The organism is Ralstonia sp. ASV6 (genome assembly GCF_016429285.1).
Taxonomy (GTDB): Bacteria; Pseudomonadota; Gammaproteobacteria; order Burkholderiales; family Burkholderiaceae; genus Ralstonia; species Ralstonia flaminis.
Genome location: NZ_JAELUI010000116.1, coordinates 1 through 17,166, shown reverse-complemented (window position 1 = coordinate 17,166; position 17,166 = coordinate 1). Strand labels below are relative to the sequence as shown.

The 17,166-nt window shown below is 61.7% G+C and carries 16 protein-coding genes; 7 read left to right on the top strand and 9 right to left on the bottom strand.

Annotation, left to right across the window (positions count from 1 at the left end; all coding sequences use genetic code 11):
• On the bottom strand, positions 1-453 hold a 453-nt coding region (locus JHD73_RS20440), incomplete at its 3' end, for a FadR/GntR family transcriptional regulator (protein ID WP_199032055.1).
• 511 nt (positions 454-964) lie between these two features.
• On the opposite strand from JHD73_RS20440, the gene JHD73_RS20435 reads away from it, so the two are divergent.
• From JHD73_RS20435 to JHD73_RS20405, 7 genes are all read left to right on the top strand, one after another.
• A complete protein-coding gene (locus JHD73_RS20435) occupies positions 965-2,164 on the top strand; it encodes an ABC transporter substrate-binding protein (protein WP_199032054.1) in 1,200 nt (399 codons plus the stop codon).
• A 78-nt stretch (positions 2,165-2,242) separates the two neighbouring features.
• The gene (locus JHD73_RS20430; RefSeq protein WP_199032053.1) at positions 2,243-3,100 is read left to right on the top strand and encodes a branched-chain amino acid ABC transporter permease; all 858 of its coding nucleotides are present in this window, start codon (positions 2,243-2,245) and stop codon (positions 3,098-3,100) included.
• Entirely contained in the window at positions 3,100-4,068 is a 969-nt protein-coding gene (locus JHD73_RS20425) for a branched-chain amino acid ABC transporter permease (RefSeq protein ID WP_199032056.1), read from the top strand. Before JHD73_RS20430 ends, JHD73_RS20425 begins: the two co-directional genes overlap by 1 nt.
• Positions 4,065-4,835, top strand: coding sequence for an ABC transporter ATP-binding protein (locus JHD73_RS20420; RefSeq protein ID WP_199032052.1), 771 nt, complete (start codon positions 4,065-4,067; stop codon positions 4,833-4,835). The genes JHD73_RS20425 and JHD73_RS20420 overlap by 4 nt, the downstream gene beginning before the upstream one ends.
• A complete protein-coding gene (locus JHD73_RS20415) occupies positions 4,832-5,539 on the top strand; it encodes an ABC transporter ATP-binding protein (RefSeq protein ID WP_199032051.1) in 708 nt (235 codons plus the stop codon). Before JHD73_RS20420 ends, JHD73_RS20415 begins: the two co-directional genes overlap by 4 nt.
• Before the next feature lie 15 nt (positions 5,540-5,554).
• Entirely contained in the window at positions 5,555-6,808 is a 1,254-nt protein-coding gene (locus JHD73_RS20410; protein ID WP_199032050.1) for a Zn-dependent hydrolase, read from the top strand.
• A gap of 13 nt (positions 6,809-6,821) precedes the next feature.
• Positions 6,822-8,300 (top strand): M81 family metallopeptidase, encoded by a 1,479-nt coding sequence (locus tag JHD73_RS20405; protein WP_199032049.1) that lies wholly within the window; start codon positions 6,822-6,824, stop codon positions 8,298-8,300.
• Between the two features lie 322 nt (positions 8,301-8,622).
• On the opposite strand, the gene JHD73_RS20400 is transcribed toward JHD73_RS20405, so the two are convergent.
• The 8 genes from JHD73_RS20400 to JHD73_RS20365 form a co-directional block, all read right to left on the bottom strand.
• The gene (locus tag JHD73_RS20400; RefSeq protein ID WP_199032048.1) at positions 8,623-9,876 is read right to left on the bottom strand and encodes an FAD-binding oxidoreductase; all 1,254 of its coding nucleotides are present in this window, start codon (positions 9,874-9,876) and stop codon (positions 8,623-8,625) included.
• 13 nt (positions 9,877-9,889) lie between these two features.
• A complete protein-coding gene (locus JHD73_RS20395; protein ID WP_199032047.1) occupies positions 9,890-10,252 on the bottom strand; it encodes a RidA family protein in 363 nt (120 codons plus the stop codon).
• A 341-nt stretch (positions 10,253-10,593) separates the two neighbouring features.
• Positions 10,594-11,112: a hypothetical protein gene (locus JHD73_RS20390; protein WP_199032046.1), complete on the bottom strand. Its 519-nt coding sequence runs from the start codon at positions 11,110-11,112 to the stop codon at positions 10,594-10,596.
• An 82-nt stretch (positions 11,113-11,194) separates the two neighbouring features.
• Positions 11,195-11,575, bottom strand: coding sequence for a hypothetical protein (locus JHD73_RS20385; protein ID WP_199032045.1), 381 nt, complete (start codon positions 11,573-11,575; stop codon positions 11,195-11,197).
• 236 nt (positions 11,576-11,811) lie between these two features.
• Positions 11,812-12,630 carry a contact-dependent inhibition immunity protein BcpI gene (gene bcpI, locus JHD73_RS20380; protein WP_233177078.1) on the bottom strand — a complete coding sequence of 273 codons (819 nt, stop codon included), beginning with the start codon at positions 12,628-12,630 and terminating at the stop codon, positions 11,812-11,814.
• A complete protein-coding gene (locus tag JHD73_RS20375) occupies positions 12,630-15,911 on the bottom strand; it encodes a hemagglutinin repeat-containing protein (RefSeq protein WP_199032043.1) in 3,282 nt (1,093 codons plus the stop codon). Before JHD73_RS20375 ends, bcpI begins: the two co-directional genes overlap by 1 nt.
• Before the next feature lie 109 nt (positions 15,912-16,020).
• Entirely contained in the window at positions 16,021-16,368 is a 348-nt protein-coding gene (locus tag JHD73_RS20370) for a DUF596 domain-containing protein (protein WP_199032042.1), read from the bottom strand.
• Between the two features lie 8 nt (positions 16,369-16,376).
• Positions 16,377-16,946: a hypothetical protein gene (locus JHD73_RS20365; RefSeq protein ID WP_199032041.1), complete on the bottom strand. Its 570-nt coding sequence runs from the start codon at positions 16,944-16,946 to the stop codon at positions 16,377-16,379.
• Positions 16,947-17,166: the final 220 nt, after the last annotated feature.

The following is a 17,166-nucleotide window of genomic DNA, read 5'->3' as shown; positions in this document are numbered from 1 at the left end:
GGCCTTGGCCGAAGCCGGGTCGCACAGGTCGATGGTGTGTTCAAGCGCGTGGAAGTCGTCTTCCGTCAGGTGCGGCACGGCGCCGGCGGCTAACTCAGGCTCCAGCAGGCGGCGCACGGTGTAGACATCTGCAATGCCGATGTCTTTGAAGAACAGGTAGTTCTGCATGAGCTGGAACGTGCGGTCCAGCGGCACCTCGACGATGGTGCCGCCGCCAGCCGGCCCCGTGCTCACACTCACCAAGCCCTGCACTTCCAGCGATTTCAATGCCTCGCGGATGGTGCCCTTGCTCACCCCGAAGGTCTCCTGCAGCTTGATCTCCTGCGGGAGCTTGTCACCGGGCTTGAGGTTGCGCTGCGTGATCAGCCGCTTGAGTTCTTCGGCAACGAGGTCGGCGCGCTTCTGCTTGCGGATGCCGATCGACGCCGTCTTGCCTGCTCCGAGTGTGGCCATGGTTGTCCGTTCCTGAGTTGCGCGCATTCTAACTGCGGGGTCGTGCCGCCCGGCGTGACCGGCGTGGTGCATGCATGCCCTTCGAGCGTGCGCACGCACCGTATTTCGGCATCGTCGCCCGGCACTTGCGCCGCACACACCTTGGCGTAAACACCGACCTCTTGGCCGTTGACGCGGCGCGGATGCGGCTTCTATGATGATTTCGCCTATTTATCATAACAAATATAAAGAACTGGTCTGGTTCTTGCTCGACTCGACAGTCGGCGAAAACCTCGCCGGTCAGGCTAGTCCACTGAACCGGATGAAATACCCCCGCTCGACTGCGCCTCAAGGCCGCATGCGTTGTTGCAAATGCTCGCAATAGCCCGCTATTGCTGCGCTTTGCGCCTAGCCTGCGACCTTGCTGCACAGACGCTCGGGCGCATTTCATCCGGTTCAGTGGACTGGGAAGCCGCCCCAGGTGGCTCCAGGCGCTTGTTGTGTCCCATACACGAACCCCAAGGAGTGCGCTTTGAATCGTCGAGACTTGCTCAAACTGGCGGCGCTGTCCGCTGTGCCCGCGTCAGTGCTGCAGGCCCGTTCTGCGTTTGCGGCCGATGCCATTGAACTGGGCTGCCCGGTGCCGATGTCCGGGGCGTTTGCCGCCAACGGCAAATTTGCCGACATGGGCATGAAGCTGGCCGTGGAGCAGTACGGCAAGGTGCTTGGCCGGCCGCTGGCGTACAGCGTGCTCGACACCGAGGGCAAGCCCGCCACGGCCGTGCGCAAGGTGCAGGAACTCGCGCAGCAGAAGAACGCGCGCTACTTCGCGGGCGGCATTCTCTCTTCCGAATCGCTGGCGATGGGCAAGGAGGCAGAGAAGTTCGGTGGCGTGTTCATCACCACAGCCGGGGCGGATGAGATCACAGGCAAGGACTGCAATCGCGCGACGTTCCGCTGGTCCGTGCCGACGTATGGCGCCATCGAGCGCACCGTGCGCCCGCTGATCGAGTCGATGCCGAAGGCCAAGCGCTGGTACACGATCACGCCGCAGTACGTGTTTGGCGACGGGTTGCTCTCGGCAGCCAAGAACATCTTCAAGGAAAAAGGCATCGAGCACGTGGGCAACAGCTACCACGCGCTGACCGAGAAGGAATTCAGCGGCTACCTGACCAACGCGATGGCTGCCAAGCCAGACGTGCTGCTGATCCTGAACTTCGGTTCGCAGTCGTCCGACACGCTGCGCCAGGCGGTGAGCTTTGGCATGAAGAAGAACGTGACGATCCTGGTGGCGTGGGCGTCGGGCCTGGAGCAGTTCGAATCGCTCGGCGCAGACCTGTGCGATGGCGTGTACTTCGGTGCGCAGTACTGGCATGACGTGGATACGCCGGCCAACCATGATCTGGTGAAACGCACGCAAGCCGCGTTCAAGATGAACCCGAACTACAGCCTGGCGGGTTCGTACACGTGCACCAAGATCCTGCTCGACGCGATGGCGAAGGCGGGCAGTGCGGACCCGAAGGCTGTGATCGCCGCACTGCAGGGCATGAAGTACGACGGCCTGACCGGCCCCGAAGAGATTCGCGCGGCCGACCACCAAGTGCTCAAGAACTACTACCTGCTCAAGGGCAAACCCAAGAGCCGCATGAAGGACAAGGACGACTTTGCCGACGTCGTGGCTGTGGGCAAGGCGTTCCTGCCGGTCGAACAGACACAGTGCAAGCTGACCTGAGGGTCTGATGGGCCGTACGCCCGTGCTCGACATGAGCTGCGGGCGTTTGTTTTCCTGCATGCAATTCCAGTCAACGCAATGAACGTCTACCTGCTCCAGGTCGTCAACGGCGTGGGGATCGGCATGCTCTACTTCCTGCTGGCGGTGGGGCTGTCGATCATCTTCGGGCTGTTGCGCTTCGTCAATTTCGCCCACGGCGCGTTCTATGCGCTGGGCGCGTATCTCTGCTTTCAAGCCTTGCAGATGGGGTTGAACTTCTGGCTTGCGCTGGTGCTGGCGCCCATCGTCATCGGTGTGCTGGCGTGGGTGACGGAGAAGGTGCTGCTGCGCCACGTGTATGCACAGGCGCACGAGTTCCACATCCTCATCACCGTGGGCCTGGCGCTGGTGGTGCAGGAACTGATCATCGTGGCGTGGGGGCCGCTGGGCGTGGATGTGCCGCCGCCCGATGCGCTGCAGGGCGTGGTGATGTGGGGCGATTTCGTCTATCCCAAGTACCGGCTGTTCGTGATCGGTTTTACCGCCGTGCTGGCGGTGGGGCTGTGGTGGCTGCTCGAAGGCACGCGGCTGGGTAGCGCGGTGCGCGCAGGCAGTGAATCGACCGAGATGGTGTCGCTGCTCGGCATCAACGTGTTCCGTCTGTTCAGCCTGATGTTTGCGCTGGGTGCTGCCACGGCGGCGGTGGCGGGCGTGCTGGCTGCACCCATCCGCGGGGCGGAGCCCTTCATGGGCGTCGAGGCACTCGGTATCGCCTTCGTCGTGGTGGTGGTGGGCGGCATGGGCAGCTTTGCGGGGGCGCTGGTCGGCGGCCTGCTGGTGGGCATCGTGCAGAGCCTGATGAGCACGCTGTGGCCCGAGGGCGCGCGGCTGATGATCTACGTGGCGATGGCGGCCGTGCTGCTGCTGCGCCCACACGGCCTGCTGGGGAGGGGATGATGCAAGCCACATTCCATGGACTCGCGCGCTACCGCTTCTGGTGGCTGTCGCTGGGTGTGACGTTGTTGCTGCCGCTGGTACTGACCTCGGGCACGCTGGCCACCGAAGTGCTGGTCTACGCCATGGCCGTGATGGCCTGCAACCTGCTGCTCGGCTACACGGGGCTGCTGTCGTTCGGGCAGGGCATCTTCTTCGGGTTGGGCAGCTATGCGGTGGGCGTGGGCCTGACGCAGTTGTCGTTGCCGATGCCGGTGGCGATTGGGTTGGCCGTCGTCGTGGGCGCAGTCGTGGCAGCGGTGGTGGGGTGGTTTGCCATCCGCCAGCGCGGCACGTACTTCGTCATGCTCACGCTGGCCTTCTCGCAGATGTTCTACTTCCTGGCCTACACCGCGCCGTCGCTGACAGGCGGGGACAACGGCCTGCTCGACATTCCGCGCCCGGCGTTTGCAATGTCGGCGTGGGCGTTCTACGCGTTCGTGGCGGTGCTGTTCCTCATCGTGTTCTTCCTGGTGCAGCGGGTGACGGAATCGGTGTTCGGTCGCACGCTGCTGGCGATTCGCGACAACGAGGAACGCGCACTCGCCGTCGGCTACAACGTGCGTGCGTTCAAGCTGCTGGCCTTCGTCATTTCGGGCGCGGTCACGGGGCTGGCTGGCGCGTTGCACGCCATGCTCACGGGCATCGCGCCGCTGGCCAATATCGATTACCACGTCAGCGAAATGATCCTGGTGATGACGGTGATTGGCGGCACGGGCAACGTGTTTGCCTCGGTGCTGGGGGCGGCGTTTTATGTGCTGCTGTCGGACTGGCTTTCCAGCCTGTGGCCGCGCTGGCTGATGTTGCTCGGCTTCCTGCTGATTGCGGTGAGCCTGTTCATGCAGCGCGGGCTGTTTGGGCTCGGGCAGAAGCTGTGGCAACGCGTGCGCGCGCCACGCAACGCACCGGCGGTACAGGAGGAACGCGCATGAGCTCTACGCCCATCCTGCAAGCCACGGGCATCGTCAAGCAGTACGGCAAGTTCACCGCGCTGGGTGGTGTGGATTTGCGCGTGATGCCCGGCACGGTGCACTCCGTCATCGGCCCCAACGGCGCGGGCAAGACCACGCTGTTTCACATGCTCACCGGCACGCGCATGATCACCAGCGGCACCATCGTCTTCGATGGCCATGACGTGACGCGCGAGGCCGACTACCAGCGCGTGCAGCGCGGCATCGCACGTTCGTTCCAGGTGACGAGCCTGTTCCCGAGCCTGAGCGTGCGCGAGAACCTGCGGCTGGCCGCGCTCGGTACCACGCCGCGTCGCGCCATGCACGGCTGGCGCTTGCCGCAAGGCGATCTTGCCTGCGCCGATATGGTGGACCGCGTGCTCGACCGGCTGGAGCTTCCGCGCCTGGCCGACACCCCGGCCGCCGCGCTCTCGCACGGCCAGCAGCGCCGCCTGGAAGTGGGCATGGCGTTGGCCGCCAACCCACGCGCGATCTTCCTCGACGAGCCCACTTCCGGCATGGGCGTGGACGACCTGCCCGCCATGAAAGCGCTCATCCGTGGCCTCGCGCACGACCACACCGTCGTGCTGATCGAGCACAACATGGACATCGTCATGGACATCTCCGACACCATCACCGTCATGCAGCAGGGCAAGGTGCTGATGGAGGGCACGCCCGACACCGTGCGCGCAGACCCGCGCGTGCGTGCCGCGTACCTCGGCAACATGATCACCGGAGGGAAGAAATGACGACGATCCTCGACGTTGAAGACCTCCACGGCTACTACGGCAAAAGCCACGTGCTGCAGGGCGTGGCGCTGTCGGTGGGCGAGGGCGAACTGGTGACGCTGCTCGGCCGCAACGGCGCGGGCAAGTCGACCACGCTCAAGGCGATTGCTGGTGTGGTGACGCCGTGCGGGCACGTGCGCTTCCGGGGCAAGGACGTCGCCGGGCAGCCGGCGCATCGCATTGCCGCGCAGGGACTGTGCCTGGTGCCGGAGCATCGGGGCATCTTCAAGCTGCTGACGGTGGAAGAAAACCTGAAGCTCGGCGCACGGCGCGATTCGCCGTGGCAGCTGGCCGACATCTACCGCATCTTCCCGCGCCTGCATGAACGGCGGCGCAACGGCGGCGCGAACCTCTCCGGTGGCGAGCAGCAGATGCTGGCCATCGGCCGCGCGCTGATGAACCACCCCCGCTTGCTGATGCTCGACGAGCCTGTAGAAGGCCTCGCGCCCGTCATCGTGGAAGAGATCGTCGCGCAGTTGAAGGTGATCAAGCAGGCGGGCGTGTCCATCCTGCTGGTCGAGCAGAACCTGGAGGTCTGCACGCAACTGGCCGACCGCCACGTGATCATCGAACAGGGCCGCGTGGTCTACACCGGCAGCAACGATGACTTCCGCGCCGACGACGCAGTCAAGGACCGCTACCTCGGCGTTGGCTTGGCTGCCTGAACTGCACACACCACCATGACGACAACAACCCTCGATACCACCCTGCGCATCAACGGCGCGCGTCTGTGGGACACGCTCATGCAGCAGGCGCGCATCGGCGCCACGCCCAAGGGCGGCGTGCGCCGTCTGGCGTTGACTGACCTCGACCGCCAGGGCCGCGACTTCTTCGTGGCGCAGGCCGAGGCCGCCGGCTGCACCGTGCGCGTGGACGCCATCGGCAACGTCTTCGCGCGCCGCCCCGGCCGCAACAACGCCCTGCCACCCGTGATGACCGGCAGCCATATCGACACGCAGCCCACCGGCGGCAAGTTCGACGGCAACTACGGTGTATTCGCGGGCATCGAGGTCGTGCGCACGCTCAACGACGCGGGCATCGAAACCGAAGCGCCCATCGAAGTGGCCGTGTGGACCAACGAAGAAGGCTCGCGCTTCGTGCCGGTGATGATGGGCTCCGGCGCTTTCATCGGCGAGTTCACGCTGGAGGCAGTGCTGGCCGCGCAGGACCGCGATGGCGTGGCCGTGGGCGAGGCGCTACGTAGCATCGGTTACGCGGGTACCGAGATGGTGGGCTGCCGGCAGGTGGGCGCGTACTTCGAAGCGCATATCGAGCAGGGGCCGGTGCTGGAAGCGCACGCCACGACGATTGGCGTGGTAACGGGCGCGCTCGGCCAGCGCTGGTACGACGTGGTCTTCACCGGTATGGAGGCGCACGCCGGGCCCACGCCCATGGAACTGCGCCGCGATGCGTTGCTGCCCGCCGCAGAACTCGTCGGCATCGTCAACCGTATCGCGCTGGATCGCCCGCCGCACGCGCGCGCAACCGTGGGCTGCCTGAGCGTGCACCCGGATTCGCGCAACGTGATTCCGGGTGGCGTGTCGATGACGATCGACCTGCGTGCGGCGGACGATGCCGTGCTGTCCGACATGGACGCCGCGCTGCACGCCGCCGTGAACGACCTGCGCGCACGCAGCGGCATCGATATCACGCTGCGTCAGGTCGTCTACTTCCCGCCGCAGCCGTTTGACGCGACGCTGGTGAACGCGGTGCGCAACGGTGCGCAGCAGTTAGGTTTATCGGAGATGGACGTCATCAGCGGTGCGGGGCACGACGCCGTCTACCTTGCCCGCGTGGCCCCCACCGCGATGATCTTCGTGCCGTGCAAGGACGGCATCAGTCACAACGAAATCGAAGACGCCCGCCCCGAACACCTCGAAGCCGGGGCCAACGTGCTGCTGCACGCCATGCTGCAAGCCGCTGGCCGCTCATAAGCCACAGACACCCATGCGCATCCTGATCGCCCGCTTCAATCACGAGACCAACACGTTCTCGCCGGTGCCGACGCCGCTGGCGTCGTTCCATCCGCATTACGGTGCCGACGCCTACCGCGCCGCCAAGGGCACGCGCACGGCAGCCGGTGCGTTCATTGATCTAGCCGAGGCGGCGGGCGCGGAAGTCGTCGTGCCGGTCATCGCAGGCGCCAACCCGAGTGGCCGGGTGGCCGCGGAGGCTTACACCACGTTGTGCGATGCCATCGTCGCCGCTGCGCCCGGATGCGATGCGCTGATGCTCGACCTGCACGGCGCGATGGTCGCCGAGAACAGCGACGACGGCGAAGGCGATCTGCTCGAACGCCTGCGCACGGTGGCGCCCGATGTGCCGATCACCGTCGCGCTGGATCTGCACGGCAACCTCACGCAGAAGTTCATCGACTTGGCGGACATTGCGGTCAGCTTCAAGACGTATCCGCACGTCGACATGTACGAGACAGGTGAACACGCAGGCCGCCTGCTGTTTGACAAGCTCGCCGGCCGCGCGAACCCGGTGCTTGCGTGGCGCAGCCTGCCGATGGTCACGCACACGCTGCGCAGCCGGACCGATGAGGGCGCAATGCACCGTGCTGTGGCATTGGCCAAGCAGGCGGAGGAGGACGGCATGCTGGCCGTGTCGATTCTCGCGGGCTTCGGGTTGGCGGACATCACCGCGCCATGTCTCTCCGTGGTGGTGGTCGGCAACGGCGATGCACGCGCTGCAGATGCCGCCGCCCAGCGCATTGCGGACGCCATCTGGGCTGACCGCGAAGGCTTCGTTTACCGCTCTGAGCCGCTGGCCGAATCGATCGCACGTGCAGCCGCGCTGGCAGAAGCTCCCGGCAACGGCCCCGTGCTGCTGCTCGACCACGGCGACAACTGCATGTCCGGCGGTACGTGCGACGACATGCACGTGTTGCACGAAGCGCTGAAGCAGGGGCTGAGTGGCATCGCCGTCGGGCCCGTGTGCGACCCCGAGGCTGTCGCCGCCATGATCGATGCAGGTGTGGGCGCCACCGTCATGCTGCCCGTGGGCGACAAGGTGCCGCTCGTGCAGTTGGGTGTGTATCCGGTGTCTCGTGCGTTGACGGGCAAGGTCGCGGCCATCAGCGATGGGGAATACACCATCAGCGGCCCGACCTACACCGGCCAGCGCATCCGCATGGGGCGCACGGCGTTGCTCGACATTGGTGCGGCGCAGATCGTCGTTACGGAAACGCCGCAGGAGCACTGGGACCTCGGCATCTTCACGCACATCGGCTTGGACCCGCATGCCGCGCGCTTCGTGCTGCTGAAGTCGCGCATGTATTGCCGGCCTGTGTTTGTGCCGATCGCGAAAGCGGTGGTGGAGTGCGACGGCGGCGGCGTGACCAGTTCGGATTACGCACGCTTTCCGTTTGCGAAGGTGCAGCGGCCGGTGTTTCCGCTGGATGCCGAGGCCGCGCTCGCTTGAGCGTTATGCGCTATCACGCGCTGCGAGCGTAAAGCCGGCGCCGACCGTGCGGCGTTCCTCGTCACCGTGTTCGATGCTGCCTATCGCTGCGATACACACCCGCAAGTATCCGCCCCGTCTTCATGCCGGCCGAGCGGGTTTCTGCGCTGAAAGTTGTACTTCGCCACTGATCTCGATGCATGGCCAGCCGATGCGCACCGTAGTGCGGCGGCCTCTTTCTGCGGCGTGAAGGAAGCGGCTATGGACGGGCTGCTACAAGCATGGGCTCGACGATTACCCGCCGATCCAATACCTGTGCCAGCCTGGCCTGCCCTGGCTTGAGCTAGTGCGCCGCTTCCCAGAAGCGTTGTGCACGGAACGGGCGAACATCCACGGTGGGTGTCTCGCCCGTCATCATTTCCGCAATTAATCGCCCGGTGATCGGGCCCAACGTCAGGCCGTGGTGGGCATGGCCAAACGCGAACCACATGCCCGGATGGTGCGGCGCCTGTCCGATGATCGGCAGCATGTCGGGCGTGCAGGGGCGGGCACCCATCCACGGCTGCGCATCCACACGCTCCGCCAGCGGGAAGAGCTTGCGCGCGACGGGCTCGACGGCTTCCAGCTGCACGGGCGTCTTGGGTGCATCGCGGTGGGCGAGTTCAGCGCCCGTGGTCAGGCGGATACCGCGTGCCATCGGCGCAAGCACATAGCCACCGTCGGCATCGAGCACCGGGTGGTTCAATTGCGTGCCCGGTGAAGGCGCGTAGTGCATGTGGTAGCCGCGCTTGACGGCCAGTGGCAGGCTGTAGCCTAGGCGCGAGGTCACGACGTCCGCCCACGGGCCCATGGCGATGACGACGTTGTCGGCGCGCAGCTCGCCTTCCTTGCTGCGCACCAGCCACGGCGCGTTGCTTGTGAGCGAGTTCGCATCGCCTTCAAACAACTGGCCGCCAATCTGCTCGAAATAGTTCGCATACGCCGTCACCAGCGCGTTGGGGTCGCTCACGGAATCGGCTTCCGTGTAGCGCAAGCCGCCCAATAGCGATGGATCCAGATGCGGCTCAACTGTGCGCAGGCGCGCGGGGTCGAGCGTTTCAAAGGCGACACCGTATTCGCGCTGCCAGCGTTCGACGGTGCGGGTTTCCTCATCCTGCGTGGCCGCGTTGCGGAAGACCTTGATCCAGCCGCTCGGGCGGATCAGGTTCATGGCGCCGGCAGCTTCCGCCAACATGCGGTGCTCGGTCACGCTATGCGCAATGAGCGGCGCATACGCCTGCGCGATAGCGGCGTGCCGGCTGGGGTGCGAGTTGCGCCAGTAGCGCCACAGAAAGGGCAGCAGCCTGGGCAGATCACCCAGGTGGTAATGCACGTCTGCCGACGTATTGCTCGCATAGCGCAGCAGCGTCGGCAGGTCGCGTGGGAAGGCATAAGGATAGACGCCCTCGCGCTGGATCAGCCCGGCGTTGCCGAACGATGTCTCAAAGCCCGGTGCCCGGCGATCCACCAGGGCGACGGCGCGCCCGCGCTGCTGTAGGTGCACCGCCACCGATACGCCGACGATGCCGGCGCCCAGCACGATGGTGTCAAAGCGCATGCGTGATCTGCCTTTAGCCCTTGGCCAGCGCCGTGACGGCGATCTCCACATCAATGCCCGGGCGCATCAGGCCCGACTGCACGCAGGCGCGCGTGGGCGCGTGGCCGGCCGGCACCCAGGCTTCCCACGCGGCGTTCAGCTCAGCAAAGTGCTTGGCGTCGGTCAGCCAGATGTTGGCCGAGATCAGGCGCGTCTTGTCGACACCGGCTTCGGCCAGCAGCGTGTCGATGAGGCCGAGGATGTTGTTGGTCTGCTCGGTGACGGACTTGAAGTCGAACGCGGCGTCGGGCACTTGGCCCGCCAGATGCACGATGCCGTTGGCGATCACGATCTGGCTCATGCGGGCGTTGGTGTGGAAGCGTTGGATGTCGGACATGGTGGAGTCGGGAGGTGAGGGGGAAAAGAACGCCGATGGTAGCGCGCCTGCCTGACTTGCGCAGGGAGCGGCCTGCAAGCCACCGTGCATCAAGCATTGTCTTGGATTGCCAACGCTAGGTCGCGGCTGCGCCAGCGCGATGTGGTCGTTGCGGATCACGGTGGAGCCGCATGTCGGCTTCCTCAGTGGTTGCAGCGCGAGTGTAAGGAGCTTGGTTCCCTAGGGCGCATGCAAATGGTTGGGGCAGGTATGCGGGGAGGGCATATGGGCTGCAACGCGGCGGGCTGCGTCGAACGATCTTGCGGATGGGCACAGCCAGAGGAGCTGGGCGCGACACGAGGCTACTCACATGGAAAGGCACCCGCCGAAAAGTGTGCTGGACTAGTCGAAACGGCACCTGTGCTTACATGCAGGCGCCGAAGCGCCAAGCTTTGGATGCCTCCTTCCTCAACCGGTATGACTTCGTAGTCCGCTTCGGCTTCGGGAACAAACATCCAAGCGGTCTCTATGAGCTTGGAAGCGTAAGTGATCGCTCCAAAGCGTTGTTGGCCACCGGTTGTGACTGAAACAGAGAGAGGTTCTTTTGCTCTGACTACATACTCATCGTAGTAACGGTACGCATCGCGAGGAACCGGCATGCCTATCGTCGTGTTCGCAAGGTTGAGCATGCGCGGTGCCGCGACCGGAGTGCCTCCTCGCTTGGGGAGGCACGTTGTATTGAAGTAGAAATTCGTGGCGGCGCCAAAGTAGACGCGAACTCGAGCGTTCGTGTCTGGGTTGGAACGCACTTCTTGTTGTTGATGTGCGCAGGCCGTCAGCAGTAAGCAGATCAGGAGGGCCAATCCTGTTGTCTTGGTCATGCGGTTCTACTGGATGCAGTCGATGGCGGGATCGCTCAGATCTGCCAGGGTGGCGTCAGGTGTGTCTTGATTGAGCGGGGCGTCACTCCTCGAATGTGAGGCAAATAGCGCCATGTGGCCCAACGCGCTGAATAGGCACTCGTTTGATTTGATCCGGATCGGTTCGATCAAACACCGCGATGTGACAGACCCCTTCCGTGTTCTGGTTGCGAAACTTGGTGAAGGGGTCTCTGGTGCCGGTATCTGTGTCGTCTGGCCCCAACCTTCCTCGTGCGAGGTATTTACGTCCGGCTTCGGGCGCGAATCGAGCAGTGTCCTGGCACAGCTTGTTGTAGATCGCTCCGTACAGCACCATGACGATGGGTTCGTTGGCGGGCACTGTTGTGGGTTTGGCGTCAGGTTTTGTATCCAGCTTTGCTTGGCTTTCAAAGCAACCTTTTTTACTGGTCACGTTAACGCCCATGACAAATGGTGTGTCTGCGGCGAGCGTTGCTGTTGGCTGATCTGGTTCGACGGTCGGAGCGTAGATTGGGAAAGATGTGGTGCAACTGGTTAGAAATGCAGCGGTTAATAAGGAGAGGGGTTTATAAATAATGGATTAATTTGGGCGTGATTTATATTTTATGTTGTTTTGAAGGGGGGGTAAATAATAAATAAAATTAGTAAATTGGTTCGAGGACCAAGGAGATTGCTCCAGGGTCAAGTGTCGTTGCCAAACCACCGCAACAACTTTCCTTTCAATCCTTGCGGCGGTGGCACCCAGCCGGGTTTGAGGAAGTCGTACACATCGTCGTAATGTGAGAGCGGTTGAATAGGCATCAATTCCATCGGCACCAGGGGGTGGTCGATCTCGACAGGAATGCCTCGATACCAGCACAGCTTGGTTTCGAGTGTGCCAAAGTAAGACATAAAATTCTCGTCTATCGGATCATCACTCTTGAGCGGAGCGTGCTTGTTCTGGATCAGCTCTTCTAGCGCGGCTTTGTCTCGCTTGAGCAAGAGCGAAAAGAAATCGCGCCTCTCCGCACATTCAGCTCTAAGGGGCTTGCGTCCATGCTTGGCGATCTTGTCGACCATCGCCTCTATTGCCTCATCTTCACCGCGAATCAGCAGTTGGAGCATGTAGACGTGGAACCAGTTGTGCAACGGATTGCCGCGCTCTTTCACGAGAGCCGGAGTCTCTACACGTGCGATTGCATCAATGACTTCGGCGCTATCTGAAAGCAGTGCTACAAGAATATCGGTTCCGACACCGAAGTCGGCGCCGCCATCCTGACCAACACTGGCCAACCTAAGCTTGGACGCCAGATAGAAGTTCTGTTTGCATTTCTCGATGTTTTTCTCAATAGAATTGGCGTAAACGGCACGCGTCCTCGCATTGCCGGACAGGCTGCAAAGAATGACTCCCAATCGGACACTATTTCTGCGGTGCAGGAGCCAGTCTATTTCTCGTGGTTCGGATGCCTCTGCGGCACGAAGAAGATTAAGTAGTTTTTGCTCTCGAGTTAGGCTGGTCATCACTTAAATTCGCTCAATTTAATTGCCGTCATACCCTGATTATTTAAGTCGGTAACAACTTTTACAAGTTGATTATTGGCTCTCGCCGCAGCAATGCGGTCGGCTGTCTGTATGGCTGCAGGGTCTCCGGATAGCCTCAAACGGCTGATTGCACTTTCCACCCAGGCATCTGTCATCTGTGTTGGAAGCGTTGCAGTTGAACCATTCAACTGAATTGACCCATCTGCATTGAGTGGTTTGACTTCGTTGATGTAAACGGTATTTCCCTTGACATAAACGCCGTCGAAACAATTGCTGCCACACTTGCCCTCCAATGGAGTAAATCCATTGCGCACAAAGTAGTTGTTAGCGACGTATTCCCTAAGATTTCCCTGCAAAGTGGTGTTCGGCAGGCTGTCGATCTGCGAGAGGAGGGCTCGGTCAGCAGCACTGACCGGCAAAGATAGACCTTCCTTGGTAATCTGTTGAGCACTGATATTACCCCCGGCTGACGCGGTGGCGCGCCCGAGGATAGCCACATCCAGCGACTCAAGCGCACGGCCCACAGTGCCGAGGAGCTTGCCAGTGAGCGCCCCTCCAACCAGCAACTCCTCCGCCGTATAAACCGGCTGTGCCGAGCCGTTCGGTGTAGCAAGACGTTCAAGGCGATTTTGATCGCGCATATCCACGCCAGGAGCTATGGCGGGAGGCGGTTGCGTGCCCAATACATAGTTCACGTAGGAATCCGCCCGCTGTGCTTGCGTTGCACTGAAATAGGTCTGTGCAGAGCCGTCGGCCATGAATACTGCACCGTTGGCCGAGGTGATTGTCTTACCCATGTAGGGCGTGAGCATGTCCTGAGCGGTCTTCAGGTTGTCCAGATATTGCGCGATTCCGCCGCGTGCCCCTTCGCTATTTGGGATGGTTGAGGTTCTCAGAACGGCTTGGAGATATGCACTGTTCTTTTCATTCTCCTTGTCGTCCACTAAACCTTTAGCGGTGCGTTCCAGCAAATCGGACCACATTATCTTTGCTTGGTCTACACACGCCGTGTCATTGCCGCAGACCTGCAGCGCTTTCTCCTTGGCTAGCGTTTGAATGATCTTGGTTTCTTGCGGATGCAACTGCCGATTGAACATATCCGCAGCCAGCGCCCCACCAGTCCCGGATACCGCACCCTGCGACCCACCAACAGCCCCACCAACCACGGCACCCGCCGTACCCGCGACTACGTTAGTGATGACGTTGGCCACCGTCGCCTGCACACTCGGTGGCAAACCCTTCGTCGCTTCTGCAACGGATTTTTCAATGAGCTTGGCCGCAAGGTCCCCCGCCACGGTACCCGCGACGGCGCCAGCCATATCCCCACCCGTCATTGCGGCGCCGATTGCCGCTATCGCCGCATGCAGCGCAATGCGGCCTGGTTCCCCTTCTTTCCATAGGCCAGAGTCGGGATTTTGTTTGGCCAGAGCACCAGCCACATCGCCCGCCACTTGCATACCCAGCTTGCCGAATTCGCGGCCCAGTTCCACGCGCTCCTGCACCTGCTTGAGATCGAAGATCTTCTGCACCGAACCGTTGGCGTTGGTGGTGTCACGTGAGAGGGTGGCCACGTCCTGCTTCTGGTTGGCCTGATCGCGTACGACGATCGTTCCGTCTGAGACGGCCGCGTGCGTGGTGCCAGAAGCCTCGCCGTTGGTGAGGCCCGAGGGGGCATTGCCCAACGCGTTGCCTGCCAGGTTCTTACCCAGGCTGCCGGAGCTGCTATAGCCGACGTTCAGGCCAGAGTGCTCGGCCTTGTACTCGGCATGGTTCTGCACGTCGGTAAAGCCCAGCGTGCCGGTGTCCAGCTTGTTCTTGGCGGCATCTGCCGTGCTGGAGATCACGCCGCCGTTGAGCTGTGTGTGCTCGCCAACGTGTACATCAAAGCCGCCGGAGCCGGCGATCAGACCCGATTGCTGGCCGACGCTCTGATAGTCGGAGTTGATCTTGTCGCGCGACAGGCCAACGCTGCCGGACACACCGCCGCCCGGACCGAATGTGACACTGACACCGCCGCTGGCACTGTTCTGCTTGCTGTGGTACGTGTCGGTGTCTTGCGGGCTGGTGATGGTTAGATTGCGTCCAGCGTCGACGACGATCTTGTCGCCGCTGGCCTGTGCGCCATATAGCGTCGCGTCGCGCCCCGAGCGGATGGTGAGCGTGTCCGATGCTGTGACGTTGGTGTTGACGTGCGTGACCGAGTCGCCATTTGCGTTGCCACTACCGCGCTGCGCGGAGGCGAAGATGGAGATACCGGTTTGCTCGCCAAGCGAGAGGCCAACGCCAGCATTGAAGCCACTGTTGCTGTTGGTGCTGTTCTGCTGTGTGGTGGATTGAGCCGCGGTCAGCAGCACGTCGTTGTTGGCAGCAAGTGAGACGTTCTTGCCCGACAGCGTGCTGCCGATGGCAGTCAAGTCACCTGTGCCGGTAACCGGACGCCCCGACGCATCGGTTTGGCCGGTAGCCGTGATATTGAGATTGCCGCCGGCGACCACGGAGGAGCCGCGTGCCACGCTTTGTGCGGTGTGCGATTCGCTCTCGCTCTTGCTGGAACCATAGCTGATCTGCAGACGTACGCTGTTGCCGCCTTGGGCACCCTCGTTGCCTGACATGGCACCCGGGATCAGATCGCCTACCAGCAACTTGCTGGCTGCGTGGGCAGCCTGTGCGCGCTTGACGGCAGCCAGACGAGAATCGTCAACTTCGGCGGCACGGTTCAAGTCGTTATGAATCTGCCGAACTTGGTCGATAACACCGCCACCCAGGCCCACCGATAGCCCGGACTGGCTCATGGTCTGACGTTGTTGCTGTGTGGCGATGTCCTGCACCGCCTCGATTTTCACGTTCTGGCCGACCAGATTGAGGTCGCGGCCGGCGTATAGATCGCTGCCCGAGATGGTCGCGTCCTTGCCTGCCACGACGGTGGTGTTACCCGACAGCGATGCGACGGTACTGGTGTTGTGCGTGACCTGCGTGCTCTTGCCGTCATCGGTGCTTTGGCGATTTCCGACGGTGACCGCCAGACCGTCGCCCGCCATCAGGCCGGATTCCTTTTTCTCGTACGAATACGTTGAGCTGGATGTGTTCTGCGAGGTGACGATGTTGACGTTGCCTGTGGCTGCCAACGTGACGTCATTTGTCCCCACCACACTACTACCCCGCACCGTCAGATCATTCCCCGCTTGCACGCGCACCGTCTCACCCGAAACCGTGTTGCGCACACCACGCGCTTTCGTAATCGTCACGTCGTGGTCTGCCACGGTGGCGGCACCGCCAGCGATGTTTTCTGCTATGACGAATTAGTAGAGCGAGGCGACAGTGCCAGTCTGTTCGACAAGGCAGTCAGTCGCATTCTTTGCGACCCGCTAGCTATTCATGTTGCCATGCGGAGCCGCCAGGACACTCTGGGGAGAAGAACCACAGTCCATTGTCCATTCCAGCATCATCTGCTGGGAAAGCGGCACGGAATCCTTTAATCTGAGATTCAATACTACCAACCAAGGGGGTGTGCGTGCGAATGTCGACCAGAACTATGCGCTTCTCCTTTAATAAACGTTCCACTACCCATAGAAATCCGTCGCGTCGACTTGTAAACGATTCTAGCTTGTGTGACAAGCGTCGTGTACCGAATGGATGTGCAAAATAGTCCCAAATTGCGTCAAGCTCCATATCTTCAGCGCCCTCAACGATATAAACATATTGCTCATCCGTAAGCATATTCAATCCTATTGAAATTTGATTTCAACCCGAGATCGTGGTGTTACCGGGTCGAGTGATGGGTTGTTTATTACGTCTATCGTCCATCTTGCGGAAGCACCAGTTGAGGCAACCGTGGAGCTTGACGTCGAGCGAAGATTTACGGTCGTACCGTCTTTGAGATTGGCTGTCCAAACCGAAGGTGGATTTCCTTTGGGAGTTAACGGAATACCTCCGGTCAGATCGTCAGCGAAAGCACGGGCTTGTTGCTCAAGCTGAGTGTCTGATAGTCGGCGAGTATCAAAAATCTTGGTGGTACCCGCTCGATTGCTATCCGCTGTCGCAGAGTATTTCGCGTTCCCCAGCGTAATGTCATTCGACGAGTTTGATTTGTCAAACAGCTCTGTGAGCTCGCTGATTCGACGCTGCTGAGCGTTGGCCTTTGTCTGTTTCCCTCCACCTATGCTTGGGTTCGCAGTTGCCCCAATCATTGGCGCTGCGCTAACGGTAATGTCGGCAATCAACTTGGTCGCTTCGAGGCTTTGAAGTACCTCAGGTCCACCGAGCTTAACCGCCTTGTGCAGGGCCAGCGAGCTCATGCTCTGTATAGAGTCCCCTCCGCGCTGCAATGCATATAGCTCCGCGGTCTCATCGCTTGTTAGCTTGCCCGCATCCTTAAGCTTTGCTAGCAATGGGCTGCTGCCGGTTTCATGGACACCTTGTTAAGGTGGAAAATGAAACTGGAGGTGGTTTATGGGAACGAGGCGGCAATTTAGCCGGGAGTTCAAGCTTGAGGCCGTGAGGCTGGTCAAAGAGCGA